The sequence below is a fragment of the Oceanobacter mangrovi genome, assembly GCF_019740315.1.
In the GTDB taxonomy this organism is placed as follows: domain Bacteria; phylum Pseudomonadota; class Gammaproteobacteria; order Pseudomonadales; family Oceanobacteraceae; genus Oceanobacter; species Oceanobacter mangrovi.
This window is the reverse complement of record NZ_JAHXZR010000008.1, coordinates 85,690-110,734: the sequence shown is the minus strand read 5'-3', so window position 1 is coordinate 110,734 and position 25,045 is coordinate 85,690. Positions and strand designations below refer to the sequence as shown.

The following is a 25,045-nucleotide window of genomic DNA, read 5'->3' as shown; positions in this document are numbered from 1 at the left end:
CGTTTAGCGACTCCCGTTTCGAAGTACCTCAGTAGTCCCTCGTCCTGTAGTTAATAAATACCGTCTGATTTTCCTGCTACTTCGCCTATATAAAAGGCACCACAATTTTTTCTACAGGATATTTATATGTCTAACGTAACTACCGGCACTGTTAAATGGTTCAACGAAACCAAGGGTTTTGGCTTCATTTCTCAAGAATCCGGCCCAGATGTTTTCGCTCACTACAGCGCTATTGCCAGCACTGGTTTCAAAACCCTGGCTGAAGGTCAGGCAGTGCAGTTCACTGTGACCCAGGGCAAAAAAGGCCCACAGGCTGAGAACATCGTCGTTATCTAATTAGATATCTGATAACTCGATCTTCCGACAAAAAAGCAGGCTCTGACAGCCTGCTTTTTTTATGCCCGCGAGTTGCGGACATCGCTCAATCGGCTTTAAGTACCACCAACAAGCTGCCCGGCGCGACGCCTTGACCCGCTTGCTTGACCAGCTCAACCACAGTACCGGCCTGGTGGCTGGATACTTCGATTTCCATCTTCATCGATTCCAGAATCAGCAATGGCTGATTGGCCTGTACCTTGTCACCCGGTTTTACCAGACACTGCCAGACGTTACCGGCAACGTGGCTTTCGACGGTGAATTCTCCATCAGCCAACGGACGTTCGTCATCCTGTTCGGTATCCGCAGGTTCGCTGTCATAGTTAAAGCGGCCGGTGCGTTTCCAGTCTTCCAGCTCTTGCTGAAATGCTTTCTGACGTTCCACCTGAAATTCATTGATACCAGACGACTGGGCAGCCAGAAAGGCTTCGTATTCCGCCAGATTGAAACGGGTTTCTTCAATTTTGATCGGGTAACGGCCGTGCGGGAACTGTTGGCGAATATCGGTCAGTTCGTCGTGGCTGACTTCGTAGAAACGTACCTGATCAAAGAAGCGCAACAGCCATGGCTGGTTGAACTCTTTGGTCTGCTTGTAGCGGTTCCACATTTGCAGGGTACGGCCAACAAACTGGTAACCACCCGGGCCTTCCATACCGTAGATACACATATAGGCACCACCAATACCAACCGAGTTTTCCGCAGTCCAGGTACGGGCCGGGTTGTATTTGGTGGTCACCAGGCGGTGACGCGGATCTACCGGCGTAGCCACCGGAGCACCAAGATAGACGTCGCCCAGGCCCATTACCAGATAACTGGCGTTGAATACGATGTCTTTCACATCCTGAATCGAATCCAGGCCGTTGATACGGCGGATAAACTCAATGTTATCCGGGCACCATGGCGCATCGGCACGGACCGATTGCATGTATTTTTCCGCTGCCAGCCGACAGACTTCATCGTCCCAGCTCAGTGGCAGGTGAACGATGCGAGACGGTACTTCAGCACCTTCGAGGTCGCCCAGTTGATCTTCTGCGGCCTGCAACAAATCCAGCAGCTGCTGTTGTGGCAACCGCGTGGAGTCGTAATGCAGTTGCAGCGAACGAATGCCCGGGGTCAGTTCCTGCAACCCCTCGATGTTCTGGCTTTGCAGGTATTGCATCAGCGCATGAACGCGGAAGCGCAAACGGATATCCAGTTGCAGCGGACCGTATTCAACCAGCAGATAGCGATCACCGGACGGCCGATAGACCACGCCGGTCGGATGCTGTTCGTTGCTGATTTCCGCCACAATCGGCGATGTCGGACGATATTCTTCAACGACCACAGTGTCCTGACAGCTGAGGGTTTGCAGGCTGCTGGCTTGTTGCTCAAACAACTCAACGGCAGTTTGCTGCGAAACCGGGATAAAGCGTACCTTGTCACCGGCTTTGAGCTGGCCCAGTTTCCAGAGGTCAGCGGTAATCACAGTTGCGGGGCAGACAAAGCCCCCCAGGCTGGGGCCGTCCGGGCCCAGAATCACCGGCATGTCGCCAGTGAAGTCGATGGTGCCAATGGCGTAGGCGTTGTCGTGAATATTCGATGGATGCAGACCGGCTTCACCGCCGTCGGTGCGGGCCCAGTCCGGTTTTGGGCCGATCAGGCGCACACCGGTGCGGCTGGAGTTGTAGTGGATTTCATAGGCGGTTTCGAACAGCCGGTCGATATCGGCTTCGGTGAAAAATTCCGGCGCACCGTGGGGGCCATAAATGACCCGCAGCTGCCATTCGTTACTGATCTGCGGCAGCAGCGCAGTATCGCATGCAACTTCTTCTGCCGCCGCGGTACTGGCGGTGATATGCAAGACATCGCCGGGTAGCAGGGCACGGCCGTTATGGCCGCCAAACTGGCCGAGGGTGAAGGTTGATTTTGAGCCCAGATAATCCGGGCACTGCCAACCACCGTCGATCAACAGATAGGCGCGGGCACCGGCGGCGCTGACCGAACCTGTGTCGAGCAAATCACCGGCCTGAATATGAACCGGCTGCCAGAATTCAACGGCTTCAACCACACCATTGCCATGGGTGATTTTGGCGTTGGTGCTGGCTCCGGCCAGCAGCACCCGAGTGGCGCTGTTGAATTTCAGCAGCGGGCCCTTGAGGGTGATTTCCAGACCGGCAGCTTCTACCTTATTGCCGAGCAAACGGTTACCCAGTTCAAAGGAGTAGCTGTCGAACGGGCCGGATGGCGGCACGCCAATGTCCCAATAACCAATGCGGGCGGGCAAATCCTGCACTGTGGTCTGGGTTCCTGCGGCGATCACCTGCACTGTGGTTGGTGCATGGTGAATGGTTTTCAACAGCTGGGTGTAAACGTCACCGGCAACTACCCGTTGGTCGGCCAGAATATCCAGCAGGTAACGACGGTTGGTTTCGATGCCGTACAGCTCGCTACTGGCCAGCGCGTCGGCGAGACCGGAAATGGCCTGTGCGCGGTTGTCGGCGGTGACAATCACCTTGGCGACCATAGGGTCGAACAGCGCCGGCACCGTGGTGCCGGATTCCACCCAGGTATCGATACGCAAACGACCGTTAGATACAGACTCTGCCCATTCAACACGGCTCAGCAGTCCGGCGGATGGCTGGAAATCCAGTGCCGGGTCTTCGGCGTAAACCCGCGCCTGAATGGCGTGACCTTTTGATTCAAACTGGCCGTCCAGCGGTAGTGAGTCCTTACCTGCCTGAACGGCTGGTAGACGCACCATCCATTCAACCAGGTCGACACCAAAGACTTCTTCGGTAACACCGTGCTCAACCTGTAAGCGAGTATTCACTTCGAGGAAGTAGAATTCGCCGCTGCTGGCATCAAAAATAAACTCAACGGTACCGGCACTCTGGTAATTAACCGCCGCGGTCAGCCGTTCGGCGGTTGCCTGCAGCTGCTGACGCTGTGCGTCAGTCAGGCCCGGTGCCGGGGTTTCTTCCAGTACTTTCTGGTTACGGCGCTGCAGCGAGCAGTCGCGCTCGCCGAGGGTTATCACCTTGCCGTTGCCGTCACCGAATACCTGCACTTCGATATGACGGGCTTTCTCGACAAATTTTTCCAGAAACACGCCGTCGTTGGCGAAGTTGTTGGCGCTCAGACGTTTGACACTGTGCCAGGCGGATTGCAGTTCGTCCGCGCTGTAACACAGCTGCATACCAATACCGCCACCACCGGCGGTGCTTTTCAGCATCACCGGGTATTTGATGTTAGCGGCGGCTGTCAGCGCAGCATCAAGATCACTCAACAATTCAGTACCCGGCAGCAGCGGCACCTGATTTTGCTCGGCCAGTGTGCGGGCGCTGTGCTTCAGACCAAAGGCCTTCATATGTTCCGGGCGTGGGCCGAGGAAATAAATTCCGGTGTTGGCACAGGCGGTCGCAAAGTCGGGGTTTTCACTGAGGAAGCCATAACCCGGATGAATCGCTGTGGCGCCGCTTGCACGGGCAATTTCCAGTAACCGTTGCTGGTTCAGATAGGTGCTGGCAACACTGCCTTCACCAAGGCTGTAGGCTTCATCGGCTTCCTGAACATGACGGGAATGCTGGTCTTGCTGGTGATAGACAGCCACTGAACCAATGCCCAGTTTTTTCAGGGTGCGGATGATTCGACAGGCAATCGCGCCACGGTTGGCAATAAGGACTTTGTTCAGCATGAGCTTGATGCTCCGTTGTTCAGCTGGCAGGCCGTCCTGCCGGGTATTCTGAAGCCAGTGGGTCGTCCCGCTGGTTTTTTGTTGGGTACTTTGCGCTATCTGCGTCGTGTTTGTAGGACTGACAGCGCTCTTTGATTTACCTGGCTTCCTTGTCTCTTGGGAGGTCTTACCTCCCGCCGACGGGCATCCCTCTGCTTTGCGCTACCGGTTCGCTGATCCGATCTCGTCAATATCTCGCGACGGACCCGCCTTCACTGGACATCCATGTCCAGAGTCGGCTCTCCCGGCATCCATGCCGGTCGGTCCTGCTCAATATTGTCCGGTCGGGCGAACCTTGATGCGCGGAATGAACACGCACATCAGCTTTTCATATTTCGCTTTGCAGGTTGGGCCATGCCCAACACCTCACTGCCTGCGGTTATTCCCACACCAGCACTTCAATCGGTGTCGGGTTGTAGCCATTACACGGATTGTTCAGCTGCGGGCAGTTGGAGATCAGCACCAGGGTGTTCATCAGGGCTTTCATTTCGACGTATTTGCCAGCGCCGGATATGCCATCTTCGAATGTCAGGCCACCTTCTTTGGTGATGGGCACGTTCATAAAAAAGTTGATGTTGTGGGTGATGTCGGCTTTGTTGAGGCCATATTCTTCGTGTTCGTTGATGGCCAGCATCCAGCTGTCGCGACAGGCGTGCATGCATTTTTTGTCGAGCGCATACCGCACGGTGTTGGATTCGGTGGCGCAGGCACCGCCGAGGGTGTCGTGGCGGCCGCAGGTGTCGGCAACGATTTCCAGCAGCGGTTTGTTTTCGTTGGTGCGCAGTACGGAACCGGCGGTCAGGTAGACGTTGCCCTGTTCGCGAATGGTGTCCATGGCGCTGTAGCGCTCGGCAACGTCGTCGGCGTTGTAGAACAGGGTATCGGCGGCCTGGTTGCCTTCCAGATCCAGAATGCGGAAGGTCTGGCCAGCTTCAATGCGGTGGAGGAAATAATCCCCGGCATCGACTGTCTGGCGGAATATGGCGTCTTCGGGGCGCAGCGTACTTTCTTTAATCATCTCGAGTGCTCCTCAGCGTTAGTCCATAAAGGTGTACAGGAAGGTGTTCTGGAAGCCGCGCTGGTTTTCCGGGCAGAGGTTTTTGCAATAGTCGTCGTCAGCCACTGGCGCGGCCTTGGCGAGGGCGTATTGCACCGGTTTGCGTGGGTATTCAGCAAAGCCACTGGCCGGAGACGCGAGCGGGTGTGGACAGCTGTGCAGGATGACCAGGGTGTCCATTTCAAAACGCAAGGTGATGGAATCACTGGCCTTGCCTGCAGGCTCGTAGCTCAGGTTGCCTTCGTCATCGGTGGATACCTTGCTGAACAGGTTGAGGTTGGCCGCCATGTCCTTGCGGCCGAGGCCGTATTTGGCCAGCTCGACCATAAAGCTGTCGTAACCGTTCAGGGTCCAGTCATTCAGCCCCTGCTGGTAGCTGATGCGAGGCCAGCGTTGTTCCAGCATGGTTTTGTTCATATTGCCGCAGACGGTGTCGTGCCAGCCACAGTCGTCCTCAACGATGGAGGCCATGACGCGGCCCATATCGGAGTACAGGCAGTGGCCCTTGGTCAGTTTGAAAGTGTGCTGGGCCTTGAGGCTGTCCGGGGCGTTGTATTTTTCCAGCAGGTCGTTGGGGTTGTACATCAGCATGCCGACGTTGGCGCCACCTTCGACATCTGTCAGCGTCAGCAAGGTGCCTTTTCTGACCCGCATCGACCAGTGGCAGCCACCGCGCAGGGTATCTGTGTAGACGGTTTCACCGAGTTGATACTCACTCATTCTTTTTACTCCTGTGAATGTCGGCTCAGGACACCAGTAATTCATCCTGGTGACGGGAAGTCAGGTTGACGTCGTGACGAATATCGTCGTGCAGATTCTTGCTGGTGAGGCCAATCGGCAGGTCGTAGGTGATGGTCGCACCCCAGGCGTTGGGGGCGTCCGGGTCATTCCGCACCTTGTCGAATACCCACAACCGGGTACCAAGGTAAAAACCTTCGGTAAGGTCGTGGGTCACCATAAAGATGGTGGTGCCGGTTTCCTGCCACAGCTCCAGAATCAGCTGGTGCATATCCGCCCGAATACCGGGATCAAGCGCGCCAAATGGTTCGTCCAGCAACAGGATTTTCGGTTTTTTGATCAGGGCCTGGGCAATCGCCAGACGCTGCTGCATACCACCGGAAAGCTCATGGGGATATTTATTGACCGCATGATCGAGGCCGACCTGTTCCAGCAATTCCAGTGCTTGCTGGCGAGCAGCCTTGCGGGCGCTGCCAAACAGCTTGCCGAACAGCCGTCCGGTCAGGCTGCTGGATTCCAGTTCGAGCCCCAGAATGACGTTGTCGATTACCGTCAGATGGGGGAATACGGAATAGCGCTGGAACACAATGCCACGGTCGACATCGGGTTCGTTGGTGATCGGCTGGCCTTGCATCAGGCACTGGCCGCTGCTGACAGTTTCCTGGCCAGACAGCATTTTCAGAAAGGTCGATTTGCCACAGCCGGAGGCACCCACCATGGTAATAAATTCACCCTGTTCAACGGTGATGTTGACGTTTTCCAGCACCACCTGGTCGCCATAGCGTTTACCAACACGCTTGAATTCCAGAAAGTGGGCGGGTTTCTCGGTCACGAGTTGCAGGCTCATATCAGGCTCCTTTTACCGAGGTCATGAATCAACGTTGATACCAGGGGAAAGCCCGGCGGTTGAGCTGTCGCAGCAACTGGTCAGCAACAATGGCCAGTACAGTAATCCAGGCGACGTAGGGCAGAATGGTGTCCATCGACATGTAACGACGCACCAGGAAAATCCGGTAACCAAGGCCTTCATTGGCGGCAATGGCTTCGGCTGCGATCAGGAACAGCCAGGCCGAACCCATCGACAGGCGCACGGCGTCGATCAGCCGCGGCATCATTTGTGGCAGCACCATACGGGTGATCAGTTGCCAGCTGTTGGCGCCGAGCGTCTGGGCCTTGATCCATTGTTCTTCTGGTAGCTCCATCACCCGCTGTTGCAGGTCACGGATCAGGAACGGCGTGATACCGATGACGATCAGCACCACCTTGGAGACTTCACCGAGTCCAAACACAATAAACAGCACGGGAAGCAGCGCCATCGGCGGCACCATGGCAATGGCGGTGGTGAAGGGCGAAAGTTTGGCGCGAGCCAGCGGGAAGCTGCCCTGGGCAAGGCCAAAAAACAGCGCAATCAGGGCGCTGATGCCAACGCCGATACCGAGTCGCACCAGTGAGGCCTGGGTATCGCCCCAGAAAATAATTTCACCGGTACGTTTGCTTTCCTCGGTGGCCAGCCGCAGCAGCGTATCGCCCATGGTCGCAAAAGCAGGCAGCAGTTTGTCACGTGGGTTTTCTTCCAGCCGCAGGTCGGAGGCGACCAGATACAGCAGCAGTACTGCGATAAACGGCAGAGCCCCCAGAGTCAGGGCTGTCAGCCTGGAAGGCTTGAGGTTGACCAGTTTGCGCATTGCGCTCTCCTGATAGCAGGTTAACGGTTCGAAACAACGGGCTGGCCTGTTTCCAGACCTCCGGCAGGTATCTAACAGCTGTACTAATCTGTTGTCGATATCTGCAAGTCTCCCGGGCTTTTGTCCCGCCGTGTAACCCCCGTATCAGCTTTGGTCGGTCATCCGGTCGGATGGGACTTGAAGTCTGAAGCGGCAAGGTCGACTGCTCTCGGACCTGACGTGAACACAGATTATCTGGTCACCGGAACCCTAGCGGTCTATTTCGATGAGATGCCAGCATCCCATTGCATCTTGCATACAAGACACTAAGCGAAGCCTGTGCCAGTTTGCAAGAATTACCAGAAAGGCCGCAGCCATCAGTGCTTGACTGAACGCCTGCCAGATTCCTCTGGATATAATTGCACTAAAAATGGGCATTGACCTGTGTCATGTTTTTTTAGAGGGCTTATCTGCAGCCGGTGTTACATCAGTCACGTCGGGCCTTGGCTCTGCGTTGAGGGATATCCTGCGATTGTTATTTCGGCATCGTTTTTGTAATGAACCTTGTATACAAGTTTTTGGAAATCATCATGAACCCGGCTGTTGTACTGTTTTTCGCATCCATTCTCTGGGGCAGTGCCTGGATTCCGCTTAATGCCATTCAGGAACTGGGGCTGTCACACAGCCGTTTGTTGCTGGTGGCCTATAGCGTGGGGGCGCTGCTGACCTGGCTGCTGGTGTGGCAAAGACGTGCCTTGCTGGTGCAGGCGGTCGCAGGTTATCGGCGTGAACTGCTGGGGATTCTGCTGTTTGGTGGTGTTGCCAATGTCAGTTTCTCGATTGCGCTGATGGAGGGGGACGTGGTGCGGGTGATGGTGTTGTTCTACCTGTTGCCGGTGTGGAGCACCTTGTTGGGGCGCTGGTGGCTGGGGGAGCAGATCAATTTCCTCAAGACCCTGATGATTGCCATGGCTTTGCTGGGTGTGGCGCTGGTGGCTGGATTGAAACCGGATAACCTGACCAGTTTTACCTCAGCCCCCTGGGGCCTGGCGGATACCCTCGGGCTGCTGGCGGGCTTCACCTATGCCGCTAATAATGTTTTGTTCCGCCGTGCCGAAGCGGCTGATTTGCCAACTCGCGTCGGGGTGATGTTATTGGGTTCGGCGCTGTCGTTACTGCTGGTCGAAATTGTTGGAGTGACTGCTGCTGACGCCCACGGCCTGGTTGCTCAGGTACCGCTGTCGGCCTGGTTGTTTGCGGCTCTGTACGGTGTCAGCTGGTTGATGTTGATGTCGTTTGGTTCCCAATGGGGCGTGAGCAAGTTACCTGCCAGCCGTTCGGCGCTGATCATTATTATGGAACTGGTAACGGCGGTGCTGTCGGCCGAACTGCTCGGTGCCAGTGCGCTGGATCTGGCCGGTTGGCTCGGTTGTGGGCTGATTTTGGCGGCATCAGTGCTGGATGGCCGTACCGACAGCGGTCATTCGCAGGCAGCGGTCAGCTGATTGATATTCACATTAACGTCACTGTAGGGGTGTTAACTGCGGCCGGATTTGTTTGAATACAGCTTTTCGGGACAGGGGTGGAGTGTGTAATGGACAACATTATCGTCGGCCTGGCGGCAGCGGTAGTTGTGGCCCTGGTGGTGATTGTATGGAAACTGCTGAGTGGCCGGGTGTCTGGCAAGGACTTGCCTTATGTGGCAGTGGGGGCTGTGCTGTCACCACTGGAGTACAGTTTCTATGAGCAGTTACAGCGCGCTGTGGGTAATGCTGCACTGGTGCTGTGCAAGGTGCGGGTGGTGGATGTTATCAAGCCGCGTTCCGGCCTCAAGGCCAATGCCTGGCGACTGCATTTTGATCGCATCGTGCAGAAGGAATTTGGCTATGTCCTCTGCAACCCTGCTGATATGACGGTATTTTGTGTGATTGATCTGGATACCGCCTCGCAATCCAACACTGAACGCCAGAAGCGTAATGAATTTCTTTCGGCAGCCTGCGTGGCAGCCGAGATTCCAATGTTGCTGATGGACGCCAGACAATCCCGCTCGGTTGAGGAGCTGCGTCAGCAAATACTAGCGGTGGTCGATATTGCTCATCCTCAGCAGGACCCGCTGGCCAATTTTAATTTGTCCGTAGGCTCGGATGATTCAACCCCGCTGACGGGGGAAGTGCAGCAGTCTTCGCCCGAGTCCTTCAGCTCGGTAGAACCGCAGCCGGCTGCTGAGCGTATGGTACTTGAGCCGTTCCGGGCCACCGATGACGACGAGCCGCTGACTGCTGGCTCGACTGACGTTGTTGAACCAGAAGTTGCAGAGCCTCAACTGTCGCAGCCGCCAGCAGCACGACCGGTCAAAAAACAGCCGTTGTGTCCCAAATGTGGTGCCGGGCTGAAACCCCATAAACCCACCACTGGTCGGTTTGCCGGTCAGACCCTGCTGGTGTGTAGCCAGTATCCCGACTGTCGTTTCGCCGCGCCAGTACGCAGCAAGGTCGCTGAGCCAGCCTGATCTTCTACTGCCAGCCTGTGGGGCTGGCAGCGTGTCCCTTTCCAATCGCCCATAACGGTCAACGCAGGTTTTGGTTGACCTTTGTCGTAATGGATTTTTGTCGAATTTATTCCGCTGCTGTCAGGCTCCGGCAGCTTGTTTCCGGGCTTTGAAAAAGCGGTCATGAGCGGGTAAATCTCGTGGTTTCGGAGTAGTCAGGCTCCTAGCATCCCCTCACATTCTTGTGGGGGAATCCTTATGAAATTCGTTGCTTATCGCAGTCTGCTGGCTGCTGCCGTGATTGGTCTGGCATCGTCTGCAAACGCTGCCATCAGTGATTATCTGGGCCAGGGCCTGAACCTGACGGATGCCTACATGCAGGCGTCGAGTGATTGTGGCGGCACCTGTGATGGGGATATTGCCAAACAGTTGCAGGCTATGGGTTACACCACCAATGATGTGCTGGAGGCGGTGTTGGCCGGTGGTGGCGACAAGTCCTTTATTCTTTCCTCTCTGGTGCTGTCAGCCGTTGATACTGGCTTGACGATTGATCAGATCATGAGCTCATTGCTGCAGCTGGATTCGGTCAGTGCTCTGGATGCGGTTATGGCGATGGCAGATGCTGCCAAACAGAACCCGTCGATTGATATGTCTGCGGTGGTTGAAGCTGCGCTGGCTGCCGGAGTTTCTGGTGATGTGCTGGTGGCCGGTTTGCTGGCTGCCGGGGTGGATGCCAATACAGTTGAGTCGCTGGCGACCCAGGCTGGTGTGTCTGATAGCGATATTGATGCGGGTCTGTCACTGGCTGCGGCGCTGTCTAACGACAGTGCGACTGGCGCAGGCAGCAGTACTGAAACCCTGACTCCCACCAATGAAAACACCACACCACCGGTTATCAGTGGCGTTTAAGCCAGACGTTTGGTGGTTGGCGTTTGAGTTTTGATAGCAGCTGTAGCAGAGGAACCATGCCGGGCTGAAACGCTCAGCCCGGCATGGTTCTACATACGTTTACAGTTCGCCTTTGGCGGCCTGTTTCATGTAGCTGTCGCTGAAGCGCAGTTTGATGTTTTTGATGTCGCCATTAACCGTGCCATTCGGGAAGGCGACGCCAATAAAACTGGCATCCGGTGCTCCGTCACCCAGCAGACCGTGGGCGAAGGAGAAGTCGGCGACATAACGCATGGTATCAACCAGCTCGGATGAGTTTACGAAGCTGGCTGCGTCGGCGGCGCTGTAGAACATTTTGGTCGCCGCCAGCTGGGAGTCGTAACCCGCCAGATCGGTGCCAGAGGCTTCGGCCATCATGGAACGGGCATCCTTACCAGCCTTGTCGTTTTTCGACATAATGCTCATGGTTTCGTACCAGGCTCCGGCCAGCGCTTTGGCGAACTTTGGATTTTCATTCAGGACGCTGGTATTGACCATGGTGGCGTCGATGATTTCACCGGGAATCTGGCTGGAATCAAATACCTTGTGGGCGTTTGGCATGGACATGATTTCACTGACCAGTGGGTTCCAGGTCACCACGGCGTCGACGTCGTCAGTACCGTAGGCGGCGACCATGTCGGCGTCGGAGGTATTGATCACGGATACGTCTTTTTCAGACAGGCCAACACTTTCCAGACCACGCGCCAGCAGGTAGTGGGAAACCGACAGCTCAACGAGGTTGACCGGCTTGCCTTTCAGGTCAGCGATGTTGCTGCCTTGCTTCAGGATGACCGCGTCGTTGCCGTTGGAGAAGTCGCCAACAATCAGTGCTGTGGTATCAACACCGCTGGCGGCTGGAATGGTGAGGGCGTCCATATTGGTCATTACGCAGGCGTCAAACTCACCCGCGGTGAACTGGTTGATGGATTCAACGTAATCGTTGATCTGCACGACTTCGATATCGATGCCGTATTTGTCGGCCCACTTTTTGATAATGCCGGACTTGTCAGCGTAGTCCCATGGCATCCAGCCCACATAGATGGACCAGGCCAGACGGAAGCTGTCCTTGGCGTTTGCAGCGTTGAATGGCAGTACGGTGGCCAGGGTGACCAGGCTGGCAATGACAAGGCGATTCATACGTAACATGGAAATTCCTCAATTGGTTTGGTGGCGGCAAGAGGTCTCGGGATTCAGCATGATTCCTTGCTGTTTCCTGGGCCTCCCGGGCTTTTGTCCCGCCGTGTAACCTGACACCTGAGTGCCTGAGGTCGGTTGCTCTCGGACCTGCCACCTGTGCGTCTGTTGCCAGACTCATCAGGCCGGAACCCTAGCCACCTATTTCTGAATTGTAAGGACGTCTTGTCCAGTGATCCTTCGATCCTCTGCGTCACCAGTTTCAGAGCAATCCTTGTACCAACAAAAACCGCGGAACCACGGCCAGATTAGAGCAAAAGTGCACTGCAATGGAGCTTTACTCTGTGGTTGATTGATCCGGGTGCATATGCTCAGAACAATTTCCCAGCAGCTTGGCCAGATAGCGCGTCGCCGGGCCAGAGCCTCCGGCGGCGGCTTCAACCAGAAACAGGTCTTCATAGCGGCTGTAATCTTCCCGCATAGGCAAGGCCCGCAAATGACCCTGATCCAGTTCGGTGCTGATCCAGCTCATTGGCAGCCAGGCATAACCCAGTCCGCGCAGCACGATATTGAGGCTGGTGTAGGTGTGTGACACGGTCCAGCGCTGATGGGCGCCGAGCCAGCCGGAGTCACGCCGATGGCGGCTGCTGTCACGCATCACGATCTGACGGTGTTCGGTGAGGTCTTCGAGCCGTAAATGCTGTTGTTGCTGTAACGGGTGAGCGGGACTGCTGACCGGCACAAAACGTTCACGATGAATCAGTTTGCCTTTCATGCCCGCGGGCATGATCGGGGTGACCAACAGATCGATTTCACCACGCTCCAGCATGTCATTGCCGCCGTTCATGACGAACTCGGTGAGTTCCACCCGGGTGTCAGGGAAATGGCTGGAAAAATCCTGCAGCAGGGAGAACAGCCGTTCGTAGGGGAAAATCATATCCAGCGCCAGCCGTACTATGGGTTCAACGCCTTGCCGTAGAACATCAGCGGCCTTGTCCATGTTTTCGGCCTGCTCCAGCAATTGATTGGCCCGTTGCAGCATGACCTTGCCGTGTTCGGTCAACACTGCCTTGCGGCCCTCAACTTCCAGCAGCACGATACCCAGCTGCTCTTGCAGCTTGTGGACACCATAACTGATGGTGGACTGGCTTTTGTGAATGGCATCTGCTGCCTGGGCGTAGCCGCCGTGTTCAACGACGGCCTTGAACATACGCCATTGTTCGAGAGTGGTTTTCATGGCTGATCTGCAAATTTGTTCATGCTGACGAAAAAAACACTTTGATATTCAGTTGTCACTGGCCGAATTACTATCGCCGCCGCCCATGGTGCCGGTTGTTGTTGCATTGGCTGAAAAATCCGTGTGGGCATTAGACTAACCCTGCCATCGTGATTTATGAAACTCATTTCATTCGACGCTTTCCGGACACTGGGATTACCGGTTGCCACTTCACTCAAACCAGAACACATGAACAATCACATCGACCAGCTACTGGCCTGTGACGGTGTGCTGTTTCCGCAATACTGGCAATTGAATCCGCTGGTTTATGGATTGAAACGCAAGGTATTCCCAAGCCTGGCGACTTATCACATTGGTCACGACAAGGTCGAAATGACCCGCTGTTTCCAAATGGTGGCATCGGCTCATGTTCCCTGGACGGAAATCGCTGCCAACACCGACTACGAAGCCGAACGTTTGTGGAATCTGATGCCGATTCCGTTTGTCGCCAAGATTCCCCGCAGCAGCATGGGGGAGGGCGTATTCCTGATCGAGCAGCTGTCACAGTGGCGTGAATACTGCCGCAAGTCGCCAGTGCTGTATGTGCAGGAATATCTGCCGATTGACCGTGACTTGCGGATTGTCTGGGTGGGCAAACAGGTGGTCGGTGGTTACTGGCGTATCCAAGCAGAGCAGGGGTTTTACAACAACCTCGCCCGTGGTGGTCATGCCGAACAGGGTATTATGCCGGAAGCCGCGCTGGAGTTGGTGGCGCGGCTGGCGACCGCGCTGGAGATCAATCATGGTGGTTTCGATATTGCCATGGTGGCAGGTCATCCATATGTGCTGGAATTCAACCGCATTTTTGGTAATCAGGGTATTCCCGAGTTGCAGCAAAAGGTCGATGCGGCGATTGTCGAATATCTCGGCAGCAGCTGGATTGACCACGATCCACAAGATCCGTCGTCGCCCAAACCCAACGGTGGCCCTGGTTATCTGAGGGCGGTTTAATCCGCCTGTTTTTACTGTCCGTTTTACTGCCTGTTTTACAGATCAAGAGACCGAAACCTTGCTGCTGGAAAGCGGTTATACTCAGGGAAAATCACTGCCTGGGAGCTGTCATGCCTGAAACCGGTCCGGAGCCTGTTGATACCCGTTTGCCTGAGTTTCGGCAGGTTAAAAACCCGCTGATCCGCTGGTTGCTGGTGGTGATCGGCTGGCTTGCTGTTGCGTTGGGAGTAGCGGGTATTTTTCTGCCGGTGCTGCCAACCACGCCATTCCTGTTATTGGCCTCCGGCTGCTTTGTGCGCTGTTCGCCGCGTTTCTATTATTGGCTGGTGGGCCATCCCCGGCTTGGCAGTTATTTGCTGTATTACCTTGATGGTCGCGGCATGCCGATGAAAGCCAAGATCTACACGCTGCTGCTGATGTGGTCGTCACTGCTGCTGACGGCTTTTGTGATTCTGGACTCCGTGCATGCCCGCTTTATCCTGCCGTTAATCGGTGCTGGTGTCAGCTGGTACATCCTGAGTTTGCCAACCATGGCACTGCAACCAAAATCCGTTGCCAATGACTGATGGTGGTGGCCGTCAGCCAACCGCATCGGTATGCTGCCCCCGTTTTGTATTCCCGAATTTAGCCTGGAGTTCTGCGTGGATTTTCTGAAACGCCATCTGGATATTGTGATTTTTGCCTTGCTGGTGCTGCTGTTTGTCGGCTGGCCACAGCTTGATCTGGCTGTTAGTGGCTGGTTTTATGATTCGCTGGCTGGTCAGTGGCCACGTGAGGACGCACCGTTTTATGTCGCGGTATACGGCGTTTTTCGTTATATCCCCTATCTGATTGTGCCAGTGTTGTTGATTGGAACCGGGCTGACTTTCTGGCGTTCCGGTTTGCCAGCCTCGCAGCGGCGGGTGTGGGTTTTCTTGCTGGTTAGCCTGCTGGCGGGGCCGGGAATTCTGGTGCACAGCGTGTTCAAGGAAGGTTTTGAGCGACCACGGCCCAAGCAGGTGCAGGAGTTTGGTGGTAAAAGCGGTTTTACGCCGGCGTTTGAGGTGTCTGACAGCTGTGAGCGTAAATGCCGTTCTTTCGTCAGTGGCCATTCGGCCATGGCGTTCTGGCTGATGGTGTTCGCCTGGTGGACCCGCCGTCAGGTTTGGTTATGGCTGGGAATCGGTTTGGGCGCGCTGGTGAGTTATGTGCGGATTGCCCAAGGTGGGCATTTCCTCAGCGATACCCTATTCGCCGGTTTCATCTGCTATTTCTTTTATCGGCTGCTGAGCTGGTGGCTGCTGGGACACAGCCGGATCTCACCTGATCCGGCTGAGCCAAAAGCCTGACACTGTTATTCAACGGTACTGATCAGGCGATTGTTTTCAACTGTCGACGGGCCAATGCCACGGACCTGAGTCAGGTCGTCGAGTGTTTTGAATGGCCCGTTTTGCTCCCGATAACTGACAATGGCTGCGGCCTTGGCGCTGCCAATACCTTTGAGGCTGGTCAGTTCGGCGGCAGTGGCGGTGTTGATATTGATCTTGCCGGGCGCTGTAACCTCGACTTCGGAAACGGTCGCCGGGCTGGCTGGTGCCGTGGTTTCAACAGCGTTGGCGGACAATGCGGCGGGCAGGGTGAGCAGGGCAGTCAGCATCAGGCTGACGAGTTTGAGTGAACGCATAACAACTTCTCCTTGTTGATGGGGGCGTTCACGCTAGCAAAGCCTGATAGGGCTGACTATCAGGCGGAATCCTGAGGTGGATTCCGCCGCTTCATACCAAAGACCGAGGCGTCAAGCCTTGGCTTTGGTACTTTTGGCTGGGGCTGCTTTCTTCGGAGCGGCCTTTTTCTTCTCGTCAATGGTCCATTTGTTATCGGTAAGCCAGGCAGACCAGCCGGTCGCCTTGCCATCGATTTCGGACATCACATACTGTTCCTTGCTCTTGCGACTGTAGCGAATCACGCTCGGGTTGCCATCGCTGTCGGCCAGCGGCGCATCCAGTAAATAGTGATACTTGTGCGGCAGTTCCGCCTGGTGAGCAATCAGTTCCTGTACCAGAGGTGGCCGGGTTTCACGGTTTTTCGGAAACTGGCTGGCTGCCAGGAACAGGCCGGAAGCACCATCACGCAGTACATAGGTGTCGTCGACCTTGTCGCACTTGAGTTCCGGGCAGGGAATCGGCTCCATTTTGGGTGGCGCAGCTTCACCGCTCTTGAGCAGCTTGCGGGTGTTCTTACACTCGCTGTTGGTACAGCCGAAGTACTTGCCGAAGCGGCCGGACTTCAGTTGCATTTCGCTGCCACACTTGTCGCATTCGAGAGTGGGGCCATCGTAGCCTTTCAGCTTGAACTGGCCTTTTTCGACTTCAAAACCATCACAGTCCGGGTTGTTACCGCAGATATGAACCTTGCGGTGTTCATCCAGCAGGTAGCTTTCCATCGCCGCGTCACATTTTGGACAACGACGTTTTTCCATCAGACGGCGGCTTTCAGCTTCTTCGTCTTCATCAGCAGAAATAGCTTCGTCACCGGCGACCAGGTTGAGCGTTTGGGTGCAGCGCTCTTTGGGTGGCAGGGAATAACCGGAACAGCCAAGGAAGACACCGGTGGCACCGTTGCGGATCTGCATGTGACGGCCGCAGTTCGGGCATTCAATATCCGTATCGACCGGATCATTGGGGCGCATGTGGTCGGCAGCATCGTCCAGTTTTTTCTGGAAACCGGAGTAGAACTGATCAAGCACTTCAGTCCAGTTGTAGTCACCTTCGGCGATATGGTCGAGCTTCTCTTCCATGTTGGCCGTGAAGCTGAAGTCCATCAGGTCGTCGAAGTTTTCCACCAGTCGGCTGGTGACGATATCGCCCATTTTTTCAGCATAGAAACGACGGCCCTTGAGGCTGACGTAGCCACGCTCCTGAATGGTGGAGATGATCGATGCGTAGGTGGAAGGGCGACCAATACCACGTTTTTCCAGTTCTTTTACCAGCGCTGCTTCGGAGAAGCGTGGCGATGGTTTGGTGAAATGCTGTTTGGGTTCCAGTTCAACCAGCGTCAGGGTGTCGCCTTCAGCAACATCCGGCAGCAACACATCTTCGTCCTTGCCCTGTGAGGACAACACCCGCAGGTGACCGTCAAAACGGATCACCCGGCCACGGGTTTTCATTTCGAAGTCGCCCGCAGCGGTGGTAATGCTGGTGCTGGTGAATTTGGCATCGGCAGTCTGACAGGCAACAAAACGACGCCAGATCAGGTCGTACAGGCGCTGGGCATCCGGCTCCATGCTGCTGAGGTCAGCCGCACGCAGTTTGACGTCAGAAGGACGAATCGCTTCGTGCGCTTCCTGGGCGCCTTCCTTGCTGCTGTACAGGCGTGGCTGGGCTGGCAGGTAGTCATCACCAAGCTTGTTCTGGATGTAATCACGTACGCTGTCGACGGCATCCTGACTCAGGTTGGTTGAGTCGGTACGCATATAGGTAATGTAACCGGCTTCGTACAGGCGTTGTGCCAGTGTCATGGTTTTCTTGACGCTGAAGCCCATGCGAGTGCTTGCTGCCTGCTGCAGGGTAGAGGTAATAAAGGGAGCAGCAGGTTTGGAACTGGTTGGCTTGTCTTCGCGCTTGCTGACCTTGAACGGCAGTTTCTGCAAGGCGGCCATCAGGGCACTGGTGTCGGCCTCGTTGGTCGGGCGGAATTCATTGCCCATGTAACGGACCACCTGGGCACGCAGGGCTTCGCCGCTGGCGGTGCTTAGGTTGGCGAAGGCTTCCCAGTATTCTTCCGGCACAAAGGCACGGATTTCACGTTCGCGCTCGACGATCAGGCGCACTGCGACGGACTGTACCCGGCCGGCAGACAAGCCACGGGCAACCTTGCTCCACAGCAGTGGCGACACCATGAAACCGACGACCCGGTCGAGGAAACGACGGGCTTGCTGGGCATTGACACGGTTCATGTTGAGGTCTGAAGGTTCTTCAAACGCTTTCTGAATCGCTTTTTTGGTAATCTCGTTGAACACTACCCGACGGTATTGTTCGTCTTTGCCGCCAATAATCTCACGAAGGTGCCAGGCGATTGCTTCCCCCTCGCGGTCCAAATCCGTTGCCAGATAGACCTGGTCGGCGTCTTTGGCCAACCGTTTGAGTTCATCAACCACTTTTTCCTTGCCAGGCAAGACCTGGTAATTGGCCGACCAGCCGTGCTCGGGATCAACGCCCATACGGTTGATCAGCTGCTCCTTGGCTTTGCGTGACTTGTAGGCCGCCTTTTCCTCAGGCGACATTTTACGAGTCAGGGCGGCCTGCTTGGCCCGTTCCTTGGGGTCTGTAGTGGAGCCAGAACCAGAGGTTGGCAAGTCACGTACGTGACCCACGCTGGACTTAACAATGAAGTCCTTGCCCAAGTACTTGTTGATGGTTTTCGCCTTGGCGGGCGACTCCACAATCACCAGCGATTTGCCCATATTCTCCGAGTTACCTTTCAATTCTGTAATGTTGTTCAGCGGCGGCTGTCGCGACACTTTATAGGGATACCCCCCGTATTGGTCAAGCCTGAGCGATATTTCTTCTTGACAGAAACAGTCTGCTGGTTCTCAAAAAATGGTCTTTTTGAGGCCTGCTTGCATAGCCCTTGATTAGCAACCATAGCAGCCAATCCGAGCTTTTACCCGGATGACAGGAGGATCGCCACAGAGTTGCTAGACTGAATATCTGAACTATAAGTTGGTACGAATTTATTTCGGAGGAATCAGAATGTCTGCGATTGGTCTGGTGATTGCCATCGCCTTGCCTGTGGCCCTGCTTATGGTGGCTATGGTGATTTATGGCCGTCATCAACAGCAACAGCAATCCATGCGAATGCAGGCAAAACTGATTTTGTCCAAGGCGGAAGAATTGTACGAAGCATTGGAGCTGTTGATCCTGATCGATAATTTTCAGGAAATTCAGCTGTTGGTCGCCGAGCGTATAGACCATATGTTGCAGCTGGCTCAGCAACAATGGCCAAAAGGGGCTGAGGAAATCACCGCCAAGGCAGAAAAGCTGGATACCGAAGTGTTGCGCGCCAAAATCAATGAAAACCATGAACCCAGAATGGTTTTGAAAAGTGATCGCGAAATTCATTTCGCCAAACGGCAGGTGGCGCGAATTATGTCGGTGCTGAATGCGATGGCCAAACGCAAGGAAATATCAGCGACCTCCCTTAACGATTATCGCCGTTATTTGCGGGTGATATTGTTGGAGCGGGAGGTGGATACCTTCACTGCTCAAGGCGACGTTGCGGCCCAGCGTGGAGATATCCTCACAGCCAGTAATTATTACAAGGCGGCACGCAAGCTGTTGATTGAATTTGATCTGCAGTATCCAGAGAAAAACGACAAGATTCGTATATTGTCCAAACGCAGCACGGATCTTTACTCCGGCACCACCACCAGAGATGATGCCTTGGCCAAAGCCTTGTCACGCGAAGCCGAAAAAGACGAACCGGACGTTCATGGAATTCCGGTTGGCCTCGACGAAAAACGCAAATACTGAGTTCGGCCCCAGGCTGGCCGTTTATTGAATAGCGAAAATCCGTTTGTCCCGAACCATCACCAACGCCCGCGCCGAAGAGTTGCTTGCCAGCTTGCTGGCGCGTTTGCAAAGTCTGCCTGTGGATACACTTGCGCCACAGTCACTGGGTCTGTCGAACGACTGTTATACCGATATCCTGCGGCTCGATCAGCTTCATCCGGTTTTACAAGGCAATAAATTCTTCAAGTTATTGGTGCACTGGCCCGACTTGCTGCAAGCCGATGGCTGGGTGACGCCCGGCGGTGTCTGGTCGAATCATTTACATGCGGTGGCCTGGCTGGCACAGCAGCTTGAAATTTCAGCCACCGGACTGATCCGGGGTTATGCTGCGCAGCCCTTAACGGCGATGCTGGCGGATTGCCAGCGCTGGGGTATGCAGCTGCAATTCCTCGACCGCAAGGCCTATCAACAGCGTTATGACGCGGTTTGGCAGCGTCAGCAGGCGCAAAATTTTCATGGGTATTTTATTGGTGAAGGTGGTGCGCTGGCAGCGTTTAGCCAGGGCAGTGCAAACTCCTGCGCGGCTTCATTTTGCGATCAGGCCGAACAGGCGTTCGACTGGCTTATCCGGCAAGCGGCCGGCTATGACCAGATTTGTCTGGCGATCGGCAGCGGTACCCTGGCGGAACATCTGTTACCCCGTTTACCTGCGGCGGTGCGTTTGCTGGGGGTGCAGGTGGTGGCAGATCAGGGAGCTTTGCAGCAAGGTTGGCAGCAGCAGTTTAGTGGATATAACTGGCGGCTGTTGTCCTCGGCTGCCAGCTTTGGCAAACAGCGTCAGCAGTTACTGCCCCTGATTCAGCAGTGGGATCAGCAGCAACTGCCTCTGGAGCCAATTTATACTGCGCCCATGTTGGCCGCGGTTACGCTTCACAAAGCCGAATTTGAAGGGCGCAAAACCCTGTTTTTGCACGGCGGCGGTTTGCAGGGACGGCGCGGGATTGGGCTGGATTATGTATTTGGAGACAGCGCCTGATCCGATAGAGTTCGGCGCAGGGGCCATGTATGCCTGGATAGGCGCGGAAGATAGCAGCGGATTTTTGCATGACATGTCGTGCCCCACGGATTAAGGGGTGGAACGTGCTGCGTAGGGTCCAGGCATGCCTGGTCTGCCGGGCGCTAGTTAAGCGGCCACCGATCACATACCACCATTCCCCGTTGCTGTTCGCCCCAGCGTTGTTCGTTGGCCTGGTCATCAGGTTGACGGTCGAGTTGCTCCATACGGGCAATGGCCAGCGGCACTTCCAGATACCGAAAATGGATGGCCAATAGCTCACACAGCCGCTCAGCCGATACCACCTTCTGGGCGACGACCGGGCTAAGCCATTCGTCGCGGGCCAGAATTACCCAATGTCCGTCTGTCAGATAGCGGCGGATATCCCTGGCATGACACCAGAAACCAGACCAGTGAGCGGGATTGGCTTCAACTGGCAACTCAGGTTGTTGTGACTGATCGCAAGGCCAGAACAGGCAGCCGCGCATCAGCGCACTGGATTCGTTAATGGCCCAGTTATGGCTTTGCAGTTGCGGCCGGGCTGCTGCAGTTGCCGCCAGGGGCAACTGGTGATCGCGGCTGTGGTCCAGCTTGCGGCGCAAGCGGTCGCGGCGGTTGGGGCCAATCCATTCACTGTCAGCGCCGTTGCCATAGCCAAGATAAAATTTCAGCGCCAGTTCCAGATGGCGTTGCTGCTGGCCATCGTCAAATAACACATCCAGTTCACCAAGGGTTTTGCCAGCGGCGCTGATGTGCAGGTTGGCTTGCCAGCGCCAACCGGTCTGTTCAAGCCAGTGATGCCAGAGCGATTCAAACACCAGCCCGAGGCGGCTGTGATTACAGCCTGGCGGCAGCGGCCATTGGCCAGCGTGCGGCATTCGTGCTAATTGGTTAATCAACCAGGCGGGAGCGGCGGGCGACCAGTCACAGTCCAGCAAGGATGGCGACTTGATTGCCCACCAGAGATCCCGTTTGGGCTTGTCCACAAGGTCGAAAAAATACGGTTCTGATGGATGCATGCGTTAGCTCAACAAGCCTTTTGGGGGGCGCTGTGTTATAAATCGCCCAATTCTGCAGGGGTATTGCCAACCGTGGCGATATGTCTGATTGGCAACAAACAGCGTTGGTTGCAGAGTCAAAGACAAACTGGGTTGGGATGATGGAAGAGTTTCGCAACATCGGCATTATCGGGCGTTTGAACAGTAACAAGGTGATCGACACGGTCAAGCGACTGTCGCGATTTCTGACTGACGAAGGCTACTACGTCATCCTCGATGACCGTATTGCCGACGTGATTCCCGGCCATAATATGCAGGTTTCCAAAGTGAATCTGCTGGGTGAGATCTGCGACCTGGTGATTGTGGTCGGCGGTGACGGCAGCTTGCTGGGCGCGGCCCGGGCGCTGGCCAAGTACAACATCCCGGTGCTCGGAATTAACCGTGGCCGACTGGGTTTCCTCACCGATATCAGCCCGGACGAATCCATGTGTGATGAAGTGCTGGCAGTGTTGCAGGGCGAATACACCAGTGAAATGCGCTTCCTGCTGGATACCGAAGTCAAACGCGATGGCAATCCGATTGGCTCGGGCGCGGCACTGAACGATGTGGTGCTGCATCCTGGCAAGTCCGCGCGGATGATCGGCTTTGACCTGTGGATTGAAGGCCAGTACGTCTACAACCTGCGTTCCGATGGCCTGATTGTATCAACCCCAACCGGCTCAACCGCCTATTCCCTTTCCGGTGGCGGCCCCATCATGCATCCGAAACTGGATGCGCTGGTGCTGGTACCTATGTTCCCGCATACCTTGTCGAGCCGACCGATCGTGGTCGACGGCAAGAGTGAAATCAAGATTCATGTCGATGGCGATCTGGATATCTATCCGACCGTCAGCTGCGACGGCCAGACACACATTCCCTGTGCGCCCGGTGACACCATCACCATTCGCAAGAAGCCGCACAAGCTGAAGCTGATTCACCCGAAAAGTCATAACTTCTACGAGATCTGTCGTACCAAGTTGGGCTGGAGCAGTAACCTTGGAGAATGAGTATGCATCAGGGATACGACCTGATCGGTGATATCCACGGTTGCGGCGATACGCTGATCAAACTGCTGGAACAGATGGGCTACCGCAAGCAGCATGGTGTTTATCGCCACCCGCGTCGCAAGGTGGTGTTTGTCGGCGATATTGTTGATCGTGGCCCCCATATTCGCGAAGCCTGTGAGATCGTCCGCACCATGGTGGATGCCGGGGAAGCAGAAATGCTGATGGGCAATCACGAATACAATCTGATTACCTACTGCACTCCCGCACCTGCCGGAATGCGCCGGGCCTATTTGCGTGAGCATACCAAGCGCAACACCCGCATTGTTGAAGCCACGCTGGAGCAATTTGCCAATCATCCCGCCGAGCTCAACGAGATGCTGGCTTGGTTCCTCGAACGGCCGTTATTCATGGATTACGACCATTTCCGGGTGGTGCATGCCAGCTGGGATCAACAGATGATCGACGAATACATCGCCCGTTATGGCGGTAACCAGCTCGATCACGATCTGGTGGTAGAGTCGGTCGATACCAGCACCTTCCTGTACCGTTTCCTCGACCGCACCTTGCGGGGCACTTCACTGAAGTTGCCAGAGGGCCGTTCAATGACCGCCCGAGACGGTTTTGTGCGGCAGTTTTTCCGCACCAAGTTCTGGCAAGAAGATCCCAAGCGCTACAGCGATGTGATTTTCCAGCCCGACCCACTACCACCGGATTTGCACTACTCATTGCTGTCGGATGCCGAAAAAGCCCAGCTTTTATTCTATGGCCCGGAAGAAAAACCGCTGTTTTTTGGTCACTACTGGATGTCAGGCATTCCTTCCCCGATTGCCCCAAATCTGGCATGTCTTGATTACAGTGCCGTGAAATATGGCCGCCTGGTGGCCTATCGCATGGATCTTGAACAGCAATTACAACCCAGCAAGTTCACCTGGGTTCGAGTGGAGCAAAAAGAGCGTTAATGTCCGTACTTGTTCTGGTGGCGCCCCCGGATGTGGATCTGGCGCCACTCACCCAACAGTTGTGGGCCAATCGCATCGCCCATCGGGTTATCGAAGTGGAAGGCAAGCAACATTTGTATCTCGCTGACGCGGCGGATGTCGCCAAGGTGCGGGTCTGGTTACAGCAGTGGCAGACCGGTGACCTGCAACAGGTTGAGCATTCGTTGGCTCGTCAGGGATCAGCCAGCCATTATCTGCTGTCGATGTTGCAGACTCCCTTTACACTGGCGGTCGCCGTCGTCTTGGTGGCGGTCTTTGCCTATATGCAGGTCAGTCATTTCTGGTACGACTGGGCCCAGCCCGGGTTGGGCTTGTGGCCACAGCATAAAAACTCGTTGGCCGCTTATTTACATGTTGGCTTGTTGGGGTGGCTGAAGCCGACGGTGCTGCATTTTTCCCTGATGCATCTGGTGTTTAACACCATGTGGTGGTGGATTCTCGGCCGCGCGCTGGAACGCCAGGACGGTGTCTGGCGGTTGCTGCTGTTAACCCTGATTACAGCTCTGGTAGGCAACCTGGCCCAGTGGTGGGTGAGTGGACCTGGCTTTGGCGGGCTGTCTGGCGTGACCTATGGTCTGATGGGCTGGATTGGCTGGCGTCAGTATCAGCGCGGTGTGCCGTATCCGATTCCCAGAATGCTGTTGCCTCTGATGGCGGGATTCTTGCTGCTGACCATGGCCGGAGACAGTATCATTCCCGGCTTGTCTGGCACAGCCAACAGCGCCCATTTGGGAGGCCTTGTATGCGGCCTGCTGATGGCCTGGGTATGGCCACTGAGCCTGCATGAACGACAGCTGATCGCTGCCAAACAATCATTTTCCCGTCCGGATGCCAATGATCCGGACTCCAACGACCAGGACCGAGGTTGACCATGACTCTAGAAGATCTGATCCAGTCGATGACTCCGGAAGTCTACGAAAATCTGAAAAACGCCGTGGCGCTGGGCAAGTGGCCCAATGGCCAGGCCCTGAAAGAAGGCCAGCGCGAGCTGTGCCTGGAAGCCATTCTGCATTATGAAGTCGCTGCGGATGTGCCATTTGATGAACGGGTTGGTTACGTCGGCGGCGCCTGCGCTTCTGGCAATGTTGACAAGATTGGCCGTGACGATGAACCAAAGCCTCTGACGATCCAGTAATTT

General features: G+C 55.5%; 23 protein-coding genes and 2 riboswitches. Of the genes, 13 read left to right on the top strand and 10 right to left on the bottom strand.

What is annotated here, in order from left to right; genetic code table 11:
• Positions 1-126: 126 nt before the first annotated feature.
• Positions 127-336 (top strand): cold-shock protein, encoded by a 210-nt coding sequence (locus K6123_RS16305; RefSeq protein ID WP_221799646.1) that lies wholly within the window; start codon positions 127-129, stop codon positions 334-336.
• A gap of 85 nt (positions 337-421) precedes the next feature.
• Here the strand turns inward: K6123_RS16305 and uca are convergent, their stop codons facing one another.
• The 5 genes from uca to K6123_RS16280 form a co-directional block, all read right to left on the bottom strand.
• A complete protein-coding gene (gene uca / locus K6123_RS16300; RefSeq protein ID WP_221799644.1) occupies positions 422-4,048 on the bottom strand; it encodes an urea carboxylase in 3,627 nt (1,208 codons plus the stop codon).
• A gap of 418 nt (positions 4,049-4,466) precedes the next feature.
• The gene (locus tag K6123_RS16295) at positions 4,467-5,105 is read right to left on the bottom strand and encodes an urea amidolyase associated protein UAAP2 (RefSeq protein WP_221799642.1); all 639 of its coding nucleotides are present in this window, start codon (positions 5,103-5,105) and stop codon (positions 4,467-4,469) included.
• Between the two features lie 18 nt (positions 5,106-5,123).
• Complete coding sequence (locus K6123_RS16290; protein ID WP_221799640.1) at positions 5,124-5,864, bottom strand: urea amidolyase associated protein UAAP1; 741 nt, start codon at positions 5,862-5,864, stop codon at positions 5,124-5,126.
• Positions 5,865-5,889: 25 nt separating this feature from the next.
• Positions 5,890-6,729, bottom strand: coding sequence for an ABC transporter ATP-binding protein (locus K6123_RS16285; protein ID WP_221799638.1), 840 nt, complete (start codon positions 6,727-6,729; stop codon positions 5,890-5,892).
• 28 nt (positions 6,730-6,757) lie between these two features.
• Entirely contained in the window at positions 6,758-7,567 is an 810-nt protein-coding gene (locus K6123_RS16280) for an ABC transporter permease (protein ID WP_221799635.1), read from the bottom strand.
• Positions 7,568-7,674: 107 nt separating this feature from the next.
• Positions 7,675-7,831, bottom strand: a riboswitch (guanidine-I (ykkC/yxkD leader).
• A gap of 305 nt (positions 7,832-8,136) precedes the next feature.
• Between K6123_RS16280 and K6123_RS16275 the strand changes: the two genes are divergently transcribed.
• The 3 genes from K6123_RS16275 to K6123_RS16265 all read left to right on the top strand — a co-directional run bounded on the left by K6123_RS16275 (position 8,137) and on the right by K6123_RS16265 (position 10,943).
• Positions 8,137-9,051 carry a DMT family transporter gene (locus tag K6123_RS16275; RefSeq protein WP_221799633.1) on the top strand — a complete coding sequence of 305 codons (915 nt, stop codon included), beginning with the start codon at positions 8,137-8,139 and terminating at the stop codon, positions 9,049-9,051.
• Between the two features lie 89 nt (positions 9,052-9,140).
• On the top strand, positions 9,141-10,055 hold the full coding sequence (locus K6123_RS16270) for a DUF2726 domain-containing protein (protein WP_221799631.1): 915 nt from the start codon (positions 9,141-9,143) through the stop codon (positions 10,053-10,055).
• A gap of 237 nt (positions 10,056-10,292) precedes the next feature.
• Positions 10,293-10,943, top strand: a complete 651-nt coding sequence (locus K6123_RS16265) for a hypothetical protein (protein WP_221799629.1) — start codon at positions 10,293-10,295, stop codon at positions 10,941-10,943.
• Positions 10,944-11,042: 99 nt separating this feature from the next.
• Here K6123_RS16265 and K6123_RS16260 read toward each other — a convergent pair whose 3' ends face one another.
• Positions 11,043-12,107: a putative urea ABC transporter substrate-binding protein gene (locus K6123_RS16260; protein ID WP_221799627.1), complete on the bottom strand. Its 1,065-nt coding sequence runs from the start codon at positions 12,105-12,107 to the stop codon at positions 11,043-11,045.
• Between the two features lie 71 nt (positions 12,108-12,178).
• A riboswitch (guanidine-I (ykkC/yxkD leader) is annotated at positions 12,179-12,303 on the bottom strand.
• Positions 12,304-12,432: 129 nt separating this feature from the next.
• Entirely contained in the window at positions 12,433-13,332 is a 900-nt protein-coding gene (locus K6123_RS16255) for a LysR family transcriptional regulator (RefSeq protein WP_221799625.1), read from the bottom strand.
• A gap of 156 nt (positions 13,333-13,488) precedes the next feature.
• Between K6123_RS16255 and K6123_RS16250 the strand changes: the two genes are divergently transcribed.
• From K6123_RS16250 to K6123_RS16240, 3 genes are all read left to right on the top strand, one after another.
• Positions 13,489-14,322 (top strand): ATP-grasp domain-containing protein, encoded by an 834-nt coding sequence (locus K6123_RS16250; RefSeq protein WP_221799623.1) that lies wholly within the window; start codon positions 13,489-13,491, stop codon positions 14,320-14,322.
• Positions 14,323-14,432: 110 nt separating this feature from the next.
• Entirely contained in the window at positions 14,433-14,888 is a 456-nt protein-coding gene (locus K6123_RS16245) for a YbaN family protein (RefSeq protein WP_221799621.1), read from the top strand.
• A gap of 75 nt (positions 14,889-14,963) precedes the next feature.
• Positions 14,964-15,650: a phosphatase PAP2 family protein gene (locus tag K6123_RS16240; RefSeq protein ID WP_221799620.1), complete on the top strand. Its 687-nt coding sequence runs from the start codon at positions 14,964-14,966 to the stop codon at positions 15,648-15,650.
• A gap of 5 nt (positions 15,651-15,655) precedes the next feature.
• On the opposite strand, the gene K6123_RS16235 is transcribed toward K6123_RS16240, so the two are convergent.
• Positions 15,656-15,985: a ComEA family DNA-binding protein gene (locus K6123_RS16235; protein WP_221799617.1), complete on the bottom strand. Its 330-nt coding sequence runs from the start codon at positions 15,983-15,985 to the stop codon at positions 15,656-15,658.
• A gap of 111 nt (positions 15,986-16,096) precedes the next feature.
• Positions 16,097-18,763 (bottom strand): type I DNA topoisomerase, encoded by a 2,667-nt coding sequence (gene topA, locus K6123_RS16230; protein WP_221799616.1) that lies wholly within the window; start codon positions 18,761-18,763, stop codon positions 16,097-16,099.
• Positions 18,764-19,052: 289 nt separating this feature from the next.
• Between topA and K6123_RS16225 the strand changes: the two genes are divergently transcribed.
• Both K6123_RS16225 and K6123_RS16220 read left to right on the top strand, forming a co-directional pair.
• Positions 19,053-19,832 (top strand): hypothetical protein, encoded by a 780-nt coding sequence (locus tag K6123_RS16225; protein ID WP_221799614.1) that lies wholly within the window; start codon positions 19,053-19,055, stop codon positions 19,830-19,832.
• Positions 19,833-19,875: 43 nt separating this feature from the next.
• Positions 19,876-20,847 carry a hypothetical protein gene (locus K6123_RS16220; RefSeq protein WP_221799612.1) on the top strand — a complete coding sequence of 324 codons (972 nt, stop codon included), beginning with the start codon at positions 19,876-19,878 and terminating at the stop codon, positions 20,845-20,847.
• Between the two features lie 143 nt (positions 20,848-20,990).
• Here K6123_RS16220 and K6123_RS16215 read toward each other — a convergent pair whose 3' ends face one another.
• A complete protein-coding gene (locus tag K6123_RS16215) occupies positions 20,991-21,884 on the bottom strand; it encodes a DUF1853 family protein (RefSeq protein WP_221799610.1) in 894 nt (297 codons plus the stop codon).
• 140 nt (positions 21,885-22,024) lie between these two features.
• Here K6123_RS16215 and K6123_RS16210 point away from each other — a divergent pair, with 140 nt between their 5' ends.
• The 4 genes from K6123_RS16210 to K6123_RS16195 are packed head-to-tail and all read left to right on the top strand — an operon-like array spanning position 22,025 to position 25,042.
• The gene (locus K6123_RS16210; RefSeq protein ID WP_221799869.1) at positions 22,025-22,909 is read left to right on the top strand and encodes an NAD(+) kinase; all 885 of its coding nucleotides are present in this window, start codon (positions 22,025-22,027) and stop codon (positions 22,907-22,909) included.
• Between the two features lie 2 nt (positions 22,910-22,911).
• The gene (locus K6123_RS16205; RefSeq protein WP_221799608.1) at positions 22,912-23,868 is read left to right on the top strand and encodes a metallophosphoesterase; all 957 of its coding nucleotides are present in this window, start codon (positions 22,912-22,914) and stop codon (positions 23,866-23,868) included.
• Complete coding sequence (locus tag K6123_RS16200) at positions 23,868-24,776, top strand: rhomboid family intramembrane serine protease (protein WP_221799606.1); 909 nt, start codon at positions 23,868-23,870, stop codon at positions 24,774-24,776. Before K6123_RS16205 ends, K6123_RS16200 begins: the two co-directional genes overlap by 1 nt.
• Before the next feature lie 2 nt (positions 24,777-24,778).
• The gene (locus K6123_RS16195; RefSeq protein ID WP_221799604.1) at positions 24,779-25,042 is read left to right on the top strand and encodes a YeaC family protein; all 264 of its coding nucleotides are present in this window, start codon (positions 24,779-24,781) and stop codon (positions 25,040-25,042) included.
• Positions 25,043-25,045: the final 3 nt, after the last annotated feature.